Below are 13,957 nucleotides of genomic sequence, written 5' to 3'. Positions count from 1 at the left end.
AAAACTGCGCCAACCGAAACGCCAAGCCGCGTTTGCGCGTTGCTGTTATCCGGATTCGGATGACAGCACGGACCGATCATGGACCCGCATATCAGACACTGGAAAGTTGCGATCGAGCGCTTCTGCGCGGCGCCGGACCCTGACTATCGCGAGATCGCCAAGATGGTCGCCGAGATCGCCGCGACCGACATCGACGAGACGCTGCGGCATGCGGCCGCACAGGTGCTGCCGATCTTGCGCCAGGCGGCGCTGAAATCGGCCGACCGCCGCACCAAAGCGATGGCGCTGCGCCGTCTCGGCATCGTCAGCGATGCGCTGCACATGCTGTCGGCACCGCGGTTCGGCCGGCGCGGCCTGACGCCGAAGGCGCTGACGCAGGAGGAGCAGTACCGGCAATTGCTCGGCCTGCCGTTCGGCCGCCGGCTCGCAGCGACCGAAGTCCAGCAGGCTTTCAAGCGCGCCGCCAAGACGGTGCATCCCGACGGTGGCGGCAACGGCGCGGCATTCCTCGAACTCGCCGCCGCACGCGACGCCCTGATCAAGCATCACTGACGCTGGATCGCGTCACCACCTGACAGCACAAGGACGGACGCCGCGCTGTTGCCGGGTGTCCGCCCTGTGCGTGATCGAATGGCGTTCGCTCAGAACGAGCAGGTGCCGTTGTTCAGGAGGCCGGTCTTGTAGCTGAACGCGGCGTCGAAGGTCGGCAGCTCCTCGCTGACGATGGAGAAGTTCGCCGGCCACGGCGTGGTCGGGATGCTCTGGTCCCAGATCTGGCAGAAGCCGGTGTCCTGCCAGCGGATCAGATGATAAGGCGTGGCGCTGGCCGGGCTTGCCGCGGCAAGCACGGACACGGTGGCGGCAATGGCGGCACAGGCAATCGCAAGACGACGCATGGCAAATCTCCGGTTTGAAAAATGAATGCTCCACGGGAAATCCTGGAGCTCAGGGGCCGATCGCCCCGGACATGCAGTGAGTGTTGCAACCCCGGGAACAGGTTCAACACTGGTCCTGCGAAAGCACCCGTCAACAAATCGGCCATCGCTGTGCCAAATTGCGCCTGTTTACGCGCTTGCTACAGTCGGCGCATCGCGATTCGCAGCCGTGTCGCGACGCGAGCAAATCGACGAGAGCAAACCGACGTGAGCAATTCCTGGGGAGACCGCACATGAAATTTTCATCCACCCTTCGCGCCGCGCTGGTGGCGCTGCTGGCGCTCACCGGCCTTGCGTTCTCCTCCGCCGCCCGTGCCGACAGCGGCTTCGTGACGCTCACGATCTACAAGGCCGGATGGATCATCGGCGGCTCCGGCGGCGGCGGCGTCTTGACCTTCCGCGGCCGCTCCTACCGGCTCTCCACCGGCGGCCTCGACTACGGCCTGGTATTCGGCGGCTCCAAGACCGTGCTGCGCGGCCGCGTCAGCAACATCAACCGTCCGTCCGACGTTGCCGGCGTCTACGGTGCGGCCGGCGCGGGGCTTGCCGTCGGACGCGGCGCGCGCGCGATCGTGCTGACCAATCAGAAGGGCGCGGTGCTTGAATTGACCGGACACCAGGTCGGTCTGATGGCCAACGCCGATCTGAGCGGCCTTGCGATCACCATGCGGTAGAGTATTTCGTTCAGTTTATCCCCGTCATCCCCGCGCAAAGGCTTGGCCTTTGCGCGGGGATGACGGGGCCAGCTGGGGCAAAGCCGCGGTCACCTGAACAGATGCAGCGCGGCGTATTGCAGCAGCATGATGGTCTTGGCGTCGACGATGCGGCCGTCGCTGATCATGGCGAGCGCGTCGTCGATCGAGAGCTCGAGCACCTCGATGTCCTCGCCCTCGTCGGCGAGCCCGCCGCCGTCACCGACACGCATCGCGGCGTCGTATTCGGCGACGAAGCAATGCAGCTTCTCGGTCACCGCGCCCGGAGACGTGAAAGCCTCGAACACCTTGCGCACATGCGCGAGCCGGTAGCCGATCTCTTCCTCCGCTTCGGCGCGGATGCGTGCTTCCGGCTCGGCATCGTCGAGCATGCCGGCGGCAGCCTCGATCAGGAGATCGTCATAGCCGTTGGCGAAGGCGGGGTAGCGGAACTGGCGCACCAGCACGACGCTTCGGGTCGTCAGATTGTAGGGCAACAGCGCCGCGCCGTTGCCGCGGTCGTAGACCTCGCGCACCTGGGTCTGCCATTCGCCGTTGGCGCGCCGGTAATCGAACGTCGCGCTCTTCAGCTCGTAGCGGCGCTTCGAAAGCAGCTCGACGTCCTTGACGCGGACGCGGTCGGCGATGCTCATGCGTTGATCCTCAACCCTCTCACGGCGTCGCTTCGCGGCCGTCGAGCCATTTGGCCAGCATCACCGAAGTCGATTCGTCATAGCCGAGCGATTGGTAGAACGCGCCGGCCTTGGCATTCTCCCGCCGCACCAGCAGTTGCAGCTTCGGCACGCCGGCGGCGCGCAGCCAGTCCTCGGCCGCCGCCATGATGCTGCGGCCAAGTCCCTTGCCCTGGCGGTTGGGATCGACCGCGACGTAATAGACCCAGCCGCGATGACCGTCGTGGCCGACCATCGCGGTCGCGACGATCGCATTGGCGTCGCGGCCGACCAGCACGGCCGAGTTCGGTCCGCGCCGCGCCAGCGCGATGTCGGCAGCGGGATCGTTCCACGGCCGCGTCAGGCCGCAGGCCTGCCACAGCGCGACGACATCGGCGATGTCGGCGTCGGTGATCGGTGCAATGGCGAGGGAGGCAGGGGAGGAGGGCATCGTCGCCTGCGCGGTCACAGCACCTTGCCCGGGTTCATGATGCCGAGCGGATCGAGCATCGCCTTGACCTGCCGCATCAGCTCGATCGCGACCTTGTCCTTGACGTCGGGCAGTTCGTCGCGCTTGAGCACGCCGATGCCGTGCTCGGCCGAGATCGAGCCGCCCATCCGCAGCACGATCTCGAACACGACGGCATTCACGTCGTGCCAGCGCGCCAGGAAGTCGGCCGCATTGGCGCCGATCGGCTGGCTGACATTGTAGTGGATGTTGCCGTCGCCGAGATGGCCGAACGGCACCGGCCGCGAACCCGGGATCAGCTTTACCACCGCCGCATTGGCCTCTTCGATGAAGGCGGGCACGGCTGCGACCGGCACCGAGATATCGTGCTTGATCGAGCCGCCTTCCGGCTTCTGCGCCGCCGACATCTCGTCGCGCAGCTTCCAGAACGCCTGGCGCTGGCTCAGATTGGCGGCGATGACAGCGTCGTCGACGATGCCGTCCTCCATGCCCTGGGCCAGGATCGCCTCCAGCGTGTCGCGCGCATCGTCGCGCGACGACGACAATTCCATCAGCACGTACCAGGGATGCTTGCTGGTCAGGGGATCGCGGATATCGATGCCGTGGCGGATCGAGAAGTCGACCGCGACGTCGGCGAGCAGCTCGAAGCTCGTCAGCGCACCGGCCGCTTGATCGCGCGAGATCGACAGCAGCTTGAGTGCAGCCGCCGGCGACTTCAGACCGACATAGGCGGTCTCGACCGCACGCGGCCGCGGAAACAGCTTTAGCGTTGCCGCGGTGATGATGCCGAGCGTGCCTTCTGCGCCGATGAAGAGGTTGCGCAAATCGTAGCCGGTGTTGTCCTTTTTCAGCTTCGACAGCGCGTTCAGCACGCGCCCGTCAGCCAGCACGACTTCGACCCCGAGCGCCATTTCGCGCGCCACGCCGTAGGCGAGCGCTCCGGTGCCGCCGGCATTGGTCGAGAGGTTGCCGCCGATCGTGCAGCTGCCCTCGGCGCCGAGCGAGAGCGGAAACAGCCGGTCGACCTCGGCTGCCTTCTGCTGCGCGATCTGCAGCACCACGCCGGCCTCGCAGGTCATGGTGTTGGATTCGACGTCGATGTCGCGGATTTTGTCCAGCCGCCGCAGCGAGACCACGACCTCGCCATTGTGCGGGGTCTGGCCGCCGACCAGGCCGGTGTTGCCGCCCTGCGGCACCAGCGCGATCCTGTGCTCGGTCGCAAGCTTGCAGATCGCAGCGACCTCGGCGGTCGAACCGGGGCGCAGCACCAGCGGCGAGCGCCCGTGGAACAGGTCGCGCTCCTCGGTGACGTAAGGCTTGATGTCGGCGGCGTCGGTCACCGCATATTTCGTGCCGACGATGGCGCGGAATTTTTCAAGCAATTCGGGCGGAAGCGGCGGCACCGCTGATTGGACGATATTCATTTTTTCTTGGTCTTTCACTCAGTCGGGGATCTTTGCCTAAGCGTGCCCTTCGCGCAAACGCTTCGCGTTTGTCGCGAGGGAAAGCCGGTTCCCACTTGGCGATAACGCGGCCGTTCCGGTCCGGGTCATGCTGGTTACCGCCCAACGGCCGCGCGGCGCAGCCGGTCATTGATGGCTTCGCCCAGCCCGTCCTCGGGAATGGGCGTCACCGCGATCGCATCCGCGTTTCTCTTGTCGAGGGTGCGGAGGTAGCCGAACAGATTGGCGGCGGCCTCGGCCAGGTCGCCGCGCTCGGACAGGTTCATCACCACGGAGGCGCATTCGCTGCGTGCGACCTTGGCCGGCCCGAACGCCAGCAAGGCTTCGCCGACATGGACGTCGCTGGCATTGAGCCGGACCGGCGTCCGCGGCGCGTAATGCGAGGCGAGCATGCCGGGGGCAACCGGCTGGGCGTCGGTTTCCGCGTCTTGCGGCGGCGACTGCAAGGGCTGGCCGAGCACACGCTCGATCTCGGCGCGCGTCAGCCCGCCCGGCCGCAGCAGCACCGGATCGGAGAAGCAGCCGACGATGGTGGATTCGACGCCGACCTCGACCGGTCCGCCGTCGACGATCAGGTCGATGCGGCCCGCGAGATCGCCGTTCACATGCTCGGCGGTGGTCGGCGAGACATGGCCGGAGAGATTGGCCGACGGCGCTACCACGGCACCGCCGAAAGCCTTGATGATATCGCGCGCCACTTTGTGGGCCGGGATGCGGATGGCGACCGTATCGAGCCCGGCGGTCGCGAGTTCCGCAACCGGGCAGGAGAGCGCCTTCGGCAGCACCAGGGTCAGGGGACCGGGCCAGAACGCCTCCGCCAACCGCAGGGCCTGCCCGTTGAACAGGGCAATCCGGCGGGCGGCGCCAAGATCGGCGACATGGGCAATCAGCGGATTGAAGGCCGGCCGGCCCTTGGCCTGGTAGAGGCGGGCGATCGCGGCGGCGTTGCCGGCGTCGGCGCCGAGGCCATAGACGGTCTCGGTCGGAAACGCCACCAGGCCGCCCTCGGCCAGGACCCCGGCGGCGGTCGCCGTGGCGGCGGCGCCGGCGGACAAAACGTGCGTTTTCAGACCTGTATCCACTGTGACTAGATTCCTCAATTGGGTGCCTCGTGGTCCCTTGCGGTCCCCGAAACCCGACGCTATAAGCCCGGCTCTCAGTCGGAGTGTGGCTCAGCCCGGTAGAGCACTGCGTTCGGGACGCAGGGGTCGCAGGTTCGAATCCTGCCACTCCGACCATTCTTTCAAGCACTTATAGGTTCTGTGTTTTTTGTGCGCAACGAAATGCGCAACGATTTGAAGCTCGGCAGCCATGTCTGTCGCCCTCGAAGCACCCGTCAAGGACGTCGAACAGCGGTCCGCGGCGGGCTTGTACTGTTCTAAATCGGAAAAAAGACGATCGGGAAGTGCGAGGGAACTAGCCCCTGTCGGGATGTTACATCGAACACCATCGAGCACCACAAGTCCTCCCTTCGGACCTACGAGCTGATTTGGCGGATATCAAAGCACGAATAGCTCGCGCAGAGTAGTGGTCAGCTCAGCGCCTTGCCCCAAAAGCTTCCGCCGCCTCTTCCTGAAAGTCCGGGTGGTGATGGCCATAGTTGGCCTCTAATTGCTCAACGGTCATGCCGAGCCAGCCAGCGGCTTCCCACATGTCGACGCCCGCCTGCATCAACCATGTCGCCGCTGTATGGCGCAGTGAATGCCGGACGACGTCGTCGCCCAGCCCGGCGTCCTCCAGAATACCATTCCAGGCTGACCTGATCTTGCCGGCAAGCGGCTGGCCGTCGTGCAGGCGGTTCACGACGAACCGGATTTGTTCACCGTCTCTCATAACCCCTGAGGCGCGGAGTTCTGCAGATCGAGCTTGGTCGATCCTGCGCCATCGAATCAGATGCGGACGCAGGCGGCTAGCGATCTTTGCCGGCGGCCGCCGTTTCTTGGTCGACTGCTCCAGCGTCCCTTTGCCCTGGTAGACCATCGCGTCAAGGTTCATCCATGGATGGGTCGTTGTTGGCAGCCACTGGGTGCGCCGGATGGTCTCTTCGCGACGAGCACTGTAGATACCGATCAGGCAGAAGCGCGCCGCGGGATAGCGACGACGAATGATCCACCGCTCCCGGCGCGCGAGCTCGCCATCCTCGCTGCGCTTCCACGTTTCCTGCTCCGTGTCCCACACGTAGCCGATTGTTGCTCCGAGTAGGCGCGCTGCCTCGTTGCGCGTTAGCCATCGGTGTCGTCCTTCGGCTTTAGGAGGAAGAGTGACCTTTGGAACGACGGTGAGCGTATGCTCGGCGTGGTAGGCGTTCACGGCAGCGCGTAGATCTTCGAGTCGGCGTCGTGCGGTTTGATCAGAGACTGTCCCGTTGCGTGGCTTGATGCCGGCTTTCCTATGATTGTCGTTCGCAGTACCGGTGGACCAATCGACAAAGTCGCGACAAAGCTGAGCTTTGAGCTGACTGACGGTTTTATCGCCAAAAAAGTTGTTAAGATCGAGCAAGCGAATGAGCAGCAGGTCATGTTGTGCCCACGCGCGTTCATCGCTCGTGTCCTTGGGCCGCTTTGAAATTTCGTAGGCTGTGAGGACGTCGGCTATCGCGAGGACGTTCGGGTCAGTTGCCCCGATGGTGCTGGTATGTCGCTCGCCGATATAGGTCTCGAGCGCCTTCGCAGCTCCGTCAATGTCGTCGCGGCTGCAGCCTGTGCGGATTTGCCGGCCACGATCGAGGATGATCCAGGTTTCATCGTCCTCTCTAAACCAGAGTCGTGGCGGCTTGGCTCTGCGGCCCGGCATGACGGCTTGACCAATTTGCAGATCGCTCGAGGGGTTGTCAGATCCTTGCCCGCAACTTTGGCGATTTCAAGAGTCCCGGTGGCCGCGGCTCTGCGCAACGATGATATTGTCAACGGACCGAGTGGGAAGAACACTGCCGCGGCCTCGACAAGGGTCATTACTTCATCCTCACCCCATTGGGCAGGATCGGGCCGCGCTTTTGCGCGAGCGAGCTTGTCGATCTTGCGCTTCGGCATTCCTTGAACGCGTTGCTCGTGGGGGGGCGCTGCCTTTGGATCAGAGCGTTAGGTCCTAAGTGTAGACGAAAACCACTCGTCGAGCAGTCCTACCGGCGCGTGGATGGGGTAATCGGCGGCTTACGACTGCGAATCGGACAATTTTGCTTGCAGCCCTGAAGCGCAGTGGAGTGGCGGCGGCCCTTTGCTCCGGGGACAGTGGGGAGCAGCTCAATAGGCGGGAGGATCTTATTCGAGCTTGAGGTGGCGCCGCCTTATCGCAGGTTCTGCAATCTCAACAACCTGTGACAGCCGAAGCTTTCCTCTCGGCTGTCTGACATCACACTCGACTGGATGGTGGAATTCAACACCGAACCGCATTCCGTTGGTCGAAAGTGATCCGCGACGTGCTAGAAAACGCGCTACTTCACGAGACGGCCTATCAAAGGCTTGCGATGAGCTCGGTCCGCAACTTTACGAGCTTTGGCCCGTACAGGCCAGTCGCTCTGCGAAATCATCTAAAGGCAAAGGCGTTCTTCGAACCAGCCTCGACGGAGAAGGATCTCACCGCGAGATAGCATACCAAATGAAAAACAAACGTGCCTCGCTTTATGAGGGAGACTCAGCGGCGAAGTAGACCCTCGCTGCCCGACGGCGCCGATCATTTCGTTTCTGAATAGAGGGGGGCAACGTAATCTGTCCAATCCAACCTATCGATCGACGGCGGCCGCAACCTCCTATTGGATAAACTATGCCAGCGACACCGCATCGCAAGGAACTGCTTGGATTTGGCAAATGGATAACCACAGTCTTCGCGCTTGTGTTATTCCGACGGCAGGAAATTCAACTGCTGATGCAATGGAGGTCCAGCGATACACTTGTTGGACGGCTCTCGATTTTGCTATCAAAACCGCTTGCCATTAACTTCAGCAGGTGAGTATTCGCAGCCGAGTTTTCGCCCGCATGGCAACAATCGTCGCGTTTCGCGTCAACAAAAGAATACCGCTTTCCCGGACGCGCTGAAAAAGAGTTTGGCTTGGACTCGCTGGTCCCAACTTTCTCTGACAGTATTGGTTGCTCGCCGATGATGCTTGCGAGGGGAACGCGGATGACTTTCAGGGGCCTCTTTGACCGATCTCGAACCTGCGTTGCGCAGCTGATGTCGTATCGCGCACCGTGTTGTTGACGCACCGATTGCGCGCCGGCGCGGATCAGGGCTGATCGCGCAAAGTTTCCCATCATCCCGATCTCAGTGACGGCTTGAACGAGCTGTGTCGTAACCCGCTGACCAGCCGCAGCGTGAATGCATCGTGCTGCTTGCGTCACACTGCAAATCCAAACTTCAGAAGGACATTCCTATGACCGCGAACCATGATCAGATCAAATTCGCCTATTGGGTGCCGAACGTTTCCGGCGGCCTCGTGATCAGCAAGCTCGAGCAGCGAACCGGCTGGGATATCGATTACAATCGCCGACTGGCGCAGATCGCGGAACAGGCGGGGTTCGACTATGCCCTGAGCCAGATCCGCTTCACGGCCGGCTATGGCGCCGAGTTCCAGCACGAGCCGGTCGCCTTCAGCCACGCGCTGCTCGCGGCGACCACGAAGCTGAAGGTGATCGCGGCGCTGCTGCCCGGGCCTTGGAATCCGGCGGTTGCCGCCAAGCAGATTGCCACCATCAGCCAGCTCACCGAGGGCCGCGTTGCGGTTAATATCGTCTCTGGATGGTTCCGTGGCGAGTTCACCGCGATCGGCGAACCTTGGCTCGATCACGACGAACGCTACCGGCGCTCGGAAGAGTTCATCCGGTCGCTGCGCGGGATCTGGACCCAGGACAGCTTCACCTTCCGCGGCGATTTCTATCGCTTCAGCGACTACACGCTGAAGCCGAAGCCGGCCCAGCCGCTGCCCGAGATCTTCCAGGGCGGCAGCTCACGCGCGGCGCGCGACATGGCCGCGCGGGTGTCGGACTGGTACTTCACTAACGGCAATTCGGTCGATGAGATCAAGAAGCAGGTCGATGACATCAGGGCCAAGGCAAGGGCCAACAACCATTCGGTCAGGATCGGCGTCAATGCGTTCGCGATCGCGCGCGACAGCGAGGTTGAGGCGCGCAGCGTCCTCAACGAGATCATCGCCAAGGCCGATCCGGAGGCCGTCAACGCCTTCGGTCACGAGGTTAAGAACGCCGGCAAAGCCTCACCGGAAGGTCAGGGCAATTGGGCCAAATCGAGCTTCGAGGATCTCGTCCAGTATAATGACGGCTTCAAGACCAACCTGATAGGCACGCCCGAGCAGATCGCCGAGCGCATCATCGCGCTCAAGAAGATCGGGGTCGACCTGGTGCTGCTCGGCTTCCTCCATTTCCAGGAAGAGGTCGAGTATTTCGGCCGCCGCGTCATTCCGCTGGTGCGTGCACTGGAAGCGGACGCGGCGCGGCACGTCCAGGCCGCCGAGTGATTCGGGAAACATTGGCGTGACCATGATCGCAGCAAGCGCGGGTGTGCTTCCATTGGATGGCGCCCTTGTCGAGCCGGCTCTCTCTGCGCCCTTGTCCGCGCGCGCGGACGTCGCGGACCGTGCGCTCGTGAAACGAGGCAGTGGCGAGATCCAGCCGGTGCTCGCGCTTGCTGACATCTCGCTCTCGTTCGGCGGCGTCGCCGCACTGCGCGACATCGATCTCGAGGTCGCACAAGGCGAGATCCGCGCGGTGATCGGCCCCAACGGTGCCGGCAAGAGCTCGCTGCTCAATGTCATCAGCGGGCTCTACCGGCCGGACCGGGGCCGGGTCTGGCTCGGCGAGCATTCCTTCGGCCATGTACCTACGGCGCGGCTGGCGCAGCATGGTGTGGCGCGGACGTTCCAGAATCTCGCTGTGTTCAAGGGCCTCTCGGTGCGCGACAACGTCCTGATGGGAGTGGCGCACCGGGTCCGCGCCGGCTTTCTGCGCCAGATCGCCGGCTCGCCTCTGGCACGGCGGATCGAAGCGGAGAACCGCGCCGCCGCAGAAGACGTCATCGGCTTCCTGCACCTTCGCGAGGTGTGCGACCGCGCCGCCGGAACCTTGCCCTATGGTTTGCAGAAGTGCGTCGAGTTGGCGCGTGCGCCGGTGGCGCGGCCGTCGCTTTTGCTGCTCGACGAGCCCTTTGCGGGCGTCACGCTCGGCGAGAAGCACGAATTGGCCGCGCATGTCCGCAACGCCCGCGACAGCTATGGCGCCACCATCGTCCTAATCGAGCATGACATCGGTGTGGTGATGGGGCTGTCCGATCGCGTCGCGGTGCTCGACTATGGCCGCAAAATCGCCGACGGCACGCCGGACCAGGTGCGGTCCGACCAGGCGGTGGTCGATGCCTATCTCGGCGTCGCGCATGCGGACGAAACGGAGCTCGCACTTTGATGTTTGACTATCAATTCCTCATCGAAGTGCTGGTGGGCGGCCTGCTGTCGGGCGTGATGTATTCGCTGGTCGCGATCGGCTTCGTGGTGATTTACAAGACTTCGGGGGTGCTCAACTTCGCGCAGGGCGCGATGCTGCTGTTCGCGGCGCTGACCTTCGTCAGTCTGGTCGAGCGCGGCGTCGCGCTTCCGCTTGCGCTGCTGGCGACACTCGCGATCATGGTCGCGCTCGGTGTCGCGGTCGAGCGCACGGTGTTGCGGCCGCTGGTCAACCAGCCGCCGATCACCTTGTTCATGGCGACGCTGGGGCTGTCCTATGTGATCGAAGGCGCGGCGCAGCTGTTGTGGGGCACCCAAGTCCACGGCCTCGACATCGGCATCAGCGACGTGCCGCTCGATATCGTCGGCGTCTTCATCAGCCGGTTCGATCTGTTCGCGGCGGCGGTGGCGGGCAGCCTGGTTGCGCTGTTCGCGCTGTTCTTCCGCACCACGCGGACAGGGCTGTCGTTCCGCGCCGTCGCCGACGATCCGTTTGCAGCACTTGCGGTCGGCCTTCGCCTGCCGCGGGTGTGGGCCATCGTGTGGACGGTCGCCGGCATCGTTGCGCTGGTCGCCGGATTGCTGTGGGGCGCGCGGCTCGGCGTGCAGTTCTCGCTGTCGCTGGTGGTGCTCAAGGCGCTGCCGGTGCTCGTGCTCGGCGGCTTCGATTCGATCGCCGGCGCCATCGTCGGGGGCCTCCTAATCGGCGCGATCGAGAAGCTCGCCGAGGTCTATGTCGGCCCGTTGGTCGGCGGCGGCATCGAGGCTTGGGCGGGCTATGTCGTCGCGCTGGTATTCCTATTGGTGCGGCCCTCGGGACTGTTCGGGCAGAAGCTGGTCGAGAGGGTCTAGCACATGGACGCAACCTCGAACCCGCGCCAGACCCTCCCCGTCATCGACCGCATCCTGATCGGCATCGGCGCAGTGATTACGTTCGGCGTGATCCCGCTCGCCGGTTCGGATTATTTGATGGACGCGGTTCTGACGCCGTTCCTCGCGCTGGCGCTCGCCGCGGTCGGGCTCAACGTCCTCACCGGCTATGCCGGGCAGGTGTCGCTCGGCTCGGCCGCGTTCCTCGCGGTCGGCGCCTATGCCGCCTACAATCTGCATCTCCGTTTGCCCGAGTTGCCGCTGCTGCTCGACCTGGTGCTGGCCGGCCTCGTCGCGGCCGCGATCGGCATCGTGTTCGGGCTGCCGAGCCTGCGGCTGCGCGGGTTCTATCTCGCGGTCTCGACGCTCGCGGCGCAGTTCTTCGTACAATGGGCGCTGACCAAGTTCGGCTGGTTCTCCAACGACAATCCGTCCGGCGTGATCGATGCGCCAGCGCTGACCATCGCCGGCTATTCCTTCACCAGCGCGGCGGGCCGCTACCTGTTCTCGCTGGCCGTCGTGACGGTGGCGACGATCCTGACCTTGCTGCTGCTGCAATCGCAGACCGGCCGCAACTTCATCGCGGTCCGCGATCACGAGATCGCGGCAAAGGTGATCGGTGTGCCGCTGCTACGGACCAAGCTGCTGGCGTTCGGCGTATCCTCGTTCCTGATCGGGGTCGCTGGGGTGCTGTGGGCCTTTGCCTACCTGCGCACAGTCGAGCCGGCCGGCTTCAATCTCGATCGCTCGTTCCAGATCCTCTTCATCATCATCATCGGTGGATTGGCATCGCTGCGCGGCGCGTTCCTCGGCGCGGCCTTCATCGTGGTGTTTCCGCTGATCCTGTCGCGGCTCGGCGCGGCTCTGCTCGGTGGCGTGTTCGACTCCGGCGTGCTGGAGATGAGCCAGCGCATCGTGATCGGTGCGCTGATCATCGCCTTTTTGATCGCGGAGCCGCGCGGATTGATCGCGCTGTGGGACCGGTTTCGCGCGGCGTCGGCCGCGTGGACCGGCCTCCGCAAGACGTTTCCTGCAACTGACACATCAAGGAGCTGACGATGAGGTTTCGACACTTGAAATTCGCGCTGGGGGTAGTGGGCGTCCTTGCATTTGCTGGAGCACCGGCGGTCCACGCCGACGAGCAGTTCTTTCCGCTGCAAAGCTATCGGGTTGGCCCCTATGCCGCCGGCGGCACCGGCTTCTTCGGCGGCTTCATCGACTATCTGAACCTAATCAATATCCGCGACGGCGGCGTCAACGGCGTAAAACTGACCTGGGACGAGGGCGAGACCCAGTACGAGGTCGAGCGCGGCGTCGAAGTCTATGAGCGGTTGAAGAACCGGCTCGGCGTCGCTGCCTGGAATCCGCTGTCGGTCGGCATCGCCTACGCCATGATCGACCGCATCACCAAGGACAAGGTGCCGCTGATCACCGTCAACCATGGCCGGACCGATTCGACCGACGGTCGCGTCTTTCCCTACGTCTTCCCGCTGCTGCTCAATCCTTACAGCGAGACCTCGGGTATCGTGAACTACATCGCGAGCCGCGAAGGCGGCGTCGACAGGCTCAAGGACAAGAAAATCGTCGTGCTCTATCACGGCTCGCCCTACGGCAAGGAGACGATCCCGATCTACAAGCTCCTCGCGGACAAGTATCATTTCAGCGTCGAGCAGATCGAGGTGCCGCATCCCGGCAACGAGCAGCAGTCGCAGTGGCTCTCGATCCGGCGCGCCAAGCCCGACTATGTGGTGCTGCGCGGCTGGGGCGTGATGAATCCGGTGGCGCTGAAGACCGCGCAGAAGGTCGGCTTCCCGGCCGACCACATCATCGGTAATGTCTGGTCCAATTCCGAGGAAGACGTGATCCCAGCGGGCGACGCAGCCAAAGGCTATATCGCGATCACCACGCAAGCCTCCGGTGCCGAATATCCGGTGCTGCAAGAGGTGATCAAGACCGTCTATGGCGCAGGGAAGGGCAATCTCGACGACAAGAAGCGGATCGGCAGCGTCTACCACAACCTCGGCATCGTGAACGGCATCCTCAACGTCGAGGCGATCAGGATCGCGCAGGCCAAGTTCGGCGAGCGCACGCTGACCGGCGACGAGGTGCGCTGGGGCTTTGAGCATCTGCAACTGAATCCGGCGCGGGTCGAGGCGCTCGGCGCCAAGGGGCTGTTCCATTCGATCAACGTCACTTGGGACAATCACGAGGGCGACGGCCGCGTCACCTTCCAGCAGTGGGATGGCGCGAAGTGGAAGGTGGTGTCGGACTGGATCGCGCCGGACTGGGCGTCCCTGCGGCCGATCATCGAGAAGTCCGCGGCCGCCTATGCCCAGGAGCATGGCATCACGCCCCGCACCTCCGGCGACGATCCGGTCAGCCAGTAATCGATCGCGCCGCTGCGGGAGCCTT

At 63.9% G+C, this 13,957-nt stretch carries 14 protein-coding genes and 1 tRNA gene; 8 read left to right on the top strand and 7 right to left on the bottom strand.

The window, feature by feature from the left end:
- Nucleotides 1–78: 78 nt before the first annotated feature.
- Complete coding sequence (locus XI02_RS34645) at nt 79–552, top strand: hypothetical protein (RefSeq protein WP_016840960.1); 474 nt, start codon at nt 79–81, stop codon at nt 550–552.
- An 89-nt stretch (nt 553–641) separates the two neighbouring features.
- On the opposite strand, the gene XI02_RS34640 is transcribed toward XI02_RS34645, so the two are convergent.
- The gene (locus tag XI02_RS34640) at nt 642–896 is read right to left on the bottom strand and encodes a hypothetical protein (RefSeq protein ID WP_016840959.1); all 255 of its coding nucleotides are present in this window, start codon (nt 894–896) and stop codon (nt 642–644) included.
- Nucleotides 897–1,168: 272 nt separating this feature from the next.
- On the opposite strand from XI02_RS34640, the gene XI02_RS34635 reads away from it, so the two are divergent.
- The gene (locus tag XI02_RS34635; RefSeq protein WP_172647140.1) at nt 1,169–1,609 is read left to right on the top strand and encodes a hypothetical protein; all 441 of its coding nucleotides are present in this window, start codon (nt 1,169–1,171) and stop codon (nt 1,607–1,609) included.
- 89 nt (nt 1,610–1,698) lie between these two features.
- Here XI02_RS34635 and XI02_RS34630 read toward each other — a convergent pair whose 3' ends face one another.
- The 4 genes from XI02_RS34630 to XI02_RS34615 form a co-directional block, all read right to left on the bottom strand.
- On the bottom strand, nt 1,699–2,280 hold the full coding sequence (locus tag XI02_RS34630) for a GDP-mannose pyrophosphatase (RefSeq protein WP_172647141.1): 582 nt from the start codon (nt 2,278–2,280) through the stop codon (nt 1,699–1,701).
- Between the two features lie 19 nt (nt 2,281–2,299).
- Nucleotides 2,300–2,749 (bottom strand): GNAT family acetyltransferase, encoded by a 450-nt coding sequence (locus tag XI02_RS34625; RefSeq protein WP_172647142.1) that lies wholly within the window; start codon nt 2,747–2,749, stop codon nt 2,300–2,302.
- 14 nt (nt 2,750–2,763) lie between these two features.
- On the bottom strand, nt 2,764–4,191 hold the full coding sequence (locus tag XI02_RS34620) for an FAD-binding oxidoreductase (protein WP_069279581.1): 1,428 nt from the start codon (nt 4,189–4,191) through the stop codon (nt 2,764–2,766).
- A gap of 134 nt (nt 4,192–4,325) precedes the next feature.
- Nucleotides 4,326–5,312: an L-threonylcarbamoyladenylate synthase gene (locus tag XI02_RS34615; protein WP_172647143.1), complete on the bottom strand. Its 987-nt coding sequence runs from the start codon at nt 5,310–5,312 to the stop codon at nt 4,326–4,328.
- Between the two features lie 79 nt (nt 5,313–5,391).
- On the opposite strand from XI02_RS34615, the gene XI02_RS34610 reads away from it, so the two are divergent.
- A tRNA-Pro gene (locus XI02_RS34610) sits at nt 5,392–5,468 on the top strand.
- A gap of 298 nt (nt 5,469–5,766) precedes the next feature.
- Here the strand turns inward: XI02_RS34610 and XI02_RS34605 are convergent.
- The gene (locus tag XI02_RS34605) at nt 5,767–7,023 is read right to left on the bottom strand and encodes a tyrosine-type recombinase/integrase (RefSeq protein WP_018273353.1); all 1,257 of its coding nucleotides are present in this window, start codon (nt 7,021–7,023) and stop codon (nt 5,767–5,769) included.
- 1,058 nt (nt 7,024–8,081) lie between these two features.
- Nucleotides 8,082–8,564: a hypothetical protein gene (locus XI02_RS34600; protein ID WP_125459244.1), complete on the bottom strand. Its 483-nt coding sequence runs from the start codon at nt 8,562–8,564 to the stop codon at nt 8,082–8,084.
- A 32-nt stretch (nt 8,565–8,596) separates the two neighbouring features.
- On the opposite strand from XI02_RS34600, the gene sfnG reads away from it, so the two are divergent.
- The 5 genes from sfnG to XI02_RS34575 are packed head-to-tail and all read left to right on the top strand — an operon-like array spanning nt 8,597 to nt 13,932.
- Complete coding sequence (gene sfnG / locus XI02_RS34595; RefSeq protein ID WP_016840953.1) at nt 8,597–9,697, top strand: dimethylsulfone monooxygenase SfnG; 1,101 nt, start codon at nt 8,597–8,599, stop codon at nt 9,695–9,697.
- Between the two features lie 22 nt (nt 9,698–9,719).
- Nucleotides 9,720–10,637 carry an ABC transporter ATP-binding protein gene (locus XI02_RS34590; protein ID WP_018273352.1) on the top strand — a complete coding sequence of 306 codons (918 nt, stop codon included), beginning with the start codon at nt 9,720–9,722 and terminating at the stop codon, nt 10,635–10,637.
- The gene (locus XI02_RS34585; protein WP_018273351.1) at nt 10,637–11,527 is read left to right on the top strand and encodes a branched-chain amino acid ABC transporter permease; all 891 of its coding nucleotides are present in this window, start codon (nt 10,637–10,639) and stop codon (nt 11,525–11,527) included. Before XI02_RS34590 ends, XI02_RS34585 begins: the two co-directional genes overlap by 1 nt.
- A gap of 3 nt (nt 11,528–11,530) precedes the next feature.
- Complete coding sequence (locus XI02_RS34580) at nt 11,531–12,601, top strand: branched-chain amino acid ABC transporter permease (protein ID WP_016848255.1); 1,071 nt, start codon at nt 11,531–11,533, stop codon at nt 12,599–12,601.
- Between the two features lie 2 nt (nt 12,602–12,603).
- The gene (locus tag XI02_RS34575) at nt 12,604–13,932 is read left to right on the top strand and encodes an ABC transporter substrate-binding protein (protein WP_035632474.1); all 1,329 of its coding nucleotides are present in this window, start codon (nt 12,604–12,606) and stop codon (nt 13,930–13,932) included.
- Nucleotides 13,933–13,957: the final 25 nt, after the last annotated feature.

Origin of the sequence: Bradyrhizobium sp. CCBAU 21365, from assembly GCF_015291305.1 — a bacterium.
GTDB lineage: Bacteria > Pseudomonadota > Alphaproteobacteria > Rhizobiales > Xanthobacteraceae > Bradyrhizobium > Bradyrhizobium elkanii.
This window is presented reverse-complemented; position numbering and strand designations above follow the sequence as displayed.

Coding starts and splice junctions, on each gene's coding strand:
- XI02_RS34645 (WP_016840960.1), top strand. CDS start 79: ATGGACCCGCATATCAGACACTGGAAAGTTGCGATCGAGCGCTTCTGC.
- XI02_RS34640 (WP_016840959.1), bottom strand. CDS start 896: ATGCGTCGTCTTGCGATTGCCTGTGCCGCCATTGCCGCCACCGTGTCC.
- XI02_RS34635 (WP_172647140.1), top strand. CDS start 1,169: ATGAAATTTTCATCCACCCTTCGCGCCGCGCTGGTGGCGCTGCTGGCG.
- XI02_RS34630 (WP_172647141.1), bottom strand. CDS start 2,280: ATGAGCATCGCCGACCGCGTCCGCGTCAAGGACGTCGAGCTGCTTTCG.
- XI02_RS34625 (WP_172647142.1), bottom strand. CDS start 2,749: ATGCCCTCCTCCCCTGCCTCCCTCGCCATTGCACCGATCACCGACGCC.
- XI02_RS34620 (WP_069279581.1), bottom strand. CDS start 4,191: ATGAATATCGTCCAATCAGCGGTGCCGCCGCTTCCGCCCGAATTGCTT.
- XI02_RS34605 (WP_018273353.1), bottom strand. CDS start 7,023: ATGCCGGGCCGCAGAGCCAAGCCGCCACGACTCTGGTTTAGAGAGGAC.
- sfnG (WP_016840953.1), top strand. CDS start 8,597: ATGACCGCGAACCATGATCAGATCAAATTCGCCTATTGGGTGCCGAAC.
- XI02_RS34590 (WP_018273352.1), top strand. CDS start 9,720: ATGATCGCAGCAAGCGCGGGTGTGCTTCCATTGGATGGCGCCCTTGTC.
- XI02_RS34585 (WP_018273351.1), top strand. CDS start 10,637: ATGTTTGACTATCAATTCCTCATCGAAGTGCTGGTGGGCGGCCTGCTG.
- XI02_RS34580 (WP_016848255.1), top strand. CDS start 11,531: ATGGACGCAACCTCGAACCCGCGCCAGACCCTCCCCGTCATCGACCGC.
- XI02_RS34575 (WP_035632474.1), top strand. CDS start 12,604: ATGAGGTTTCGACACTTGAAATTCGCGCTGGGGGTAGTGGGCGTCCTT.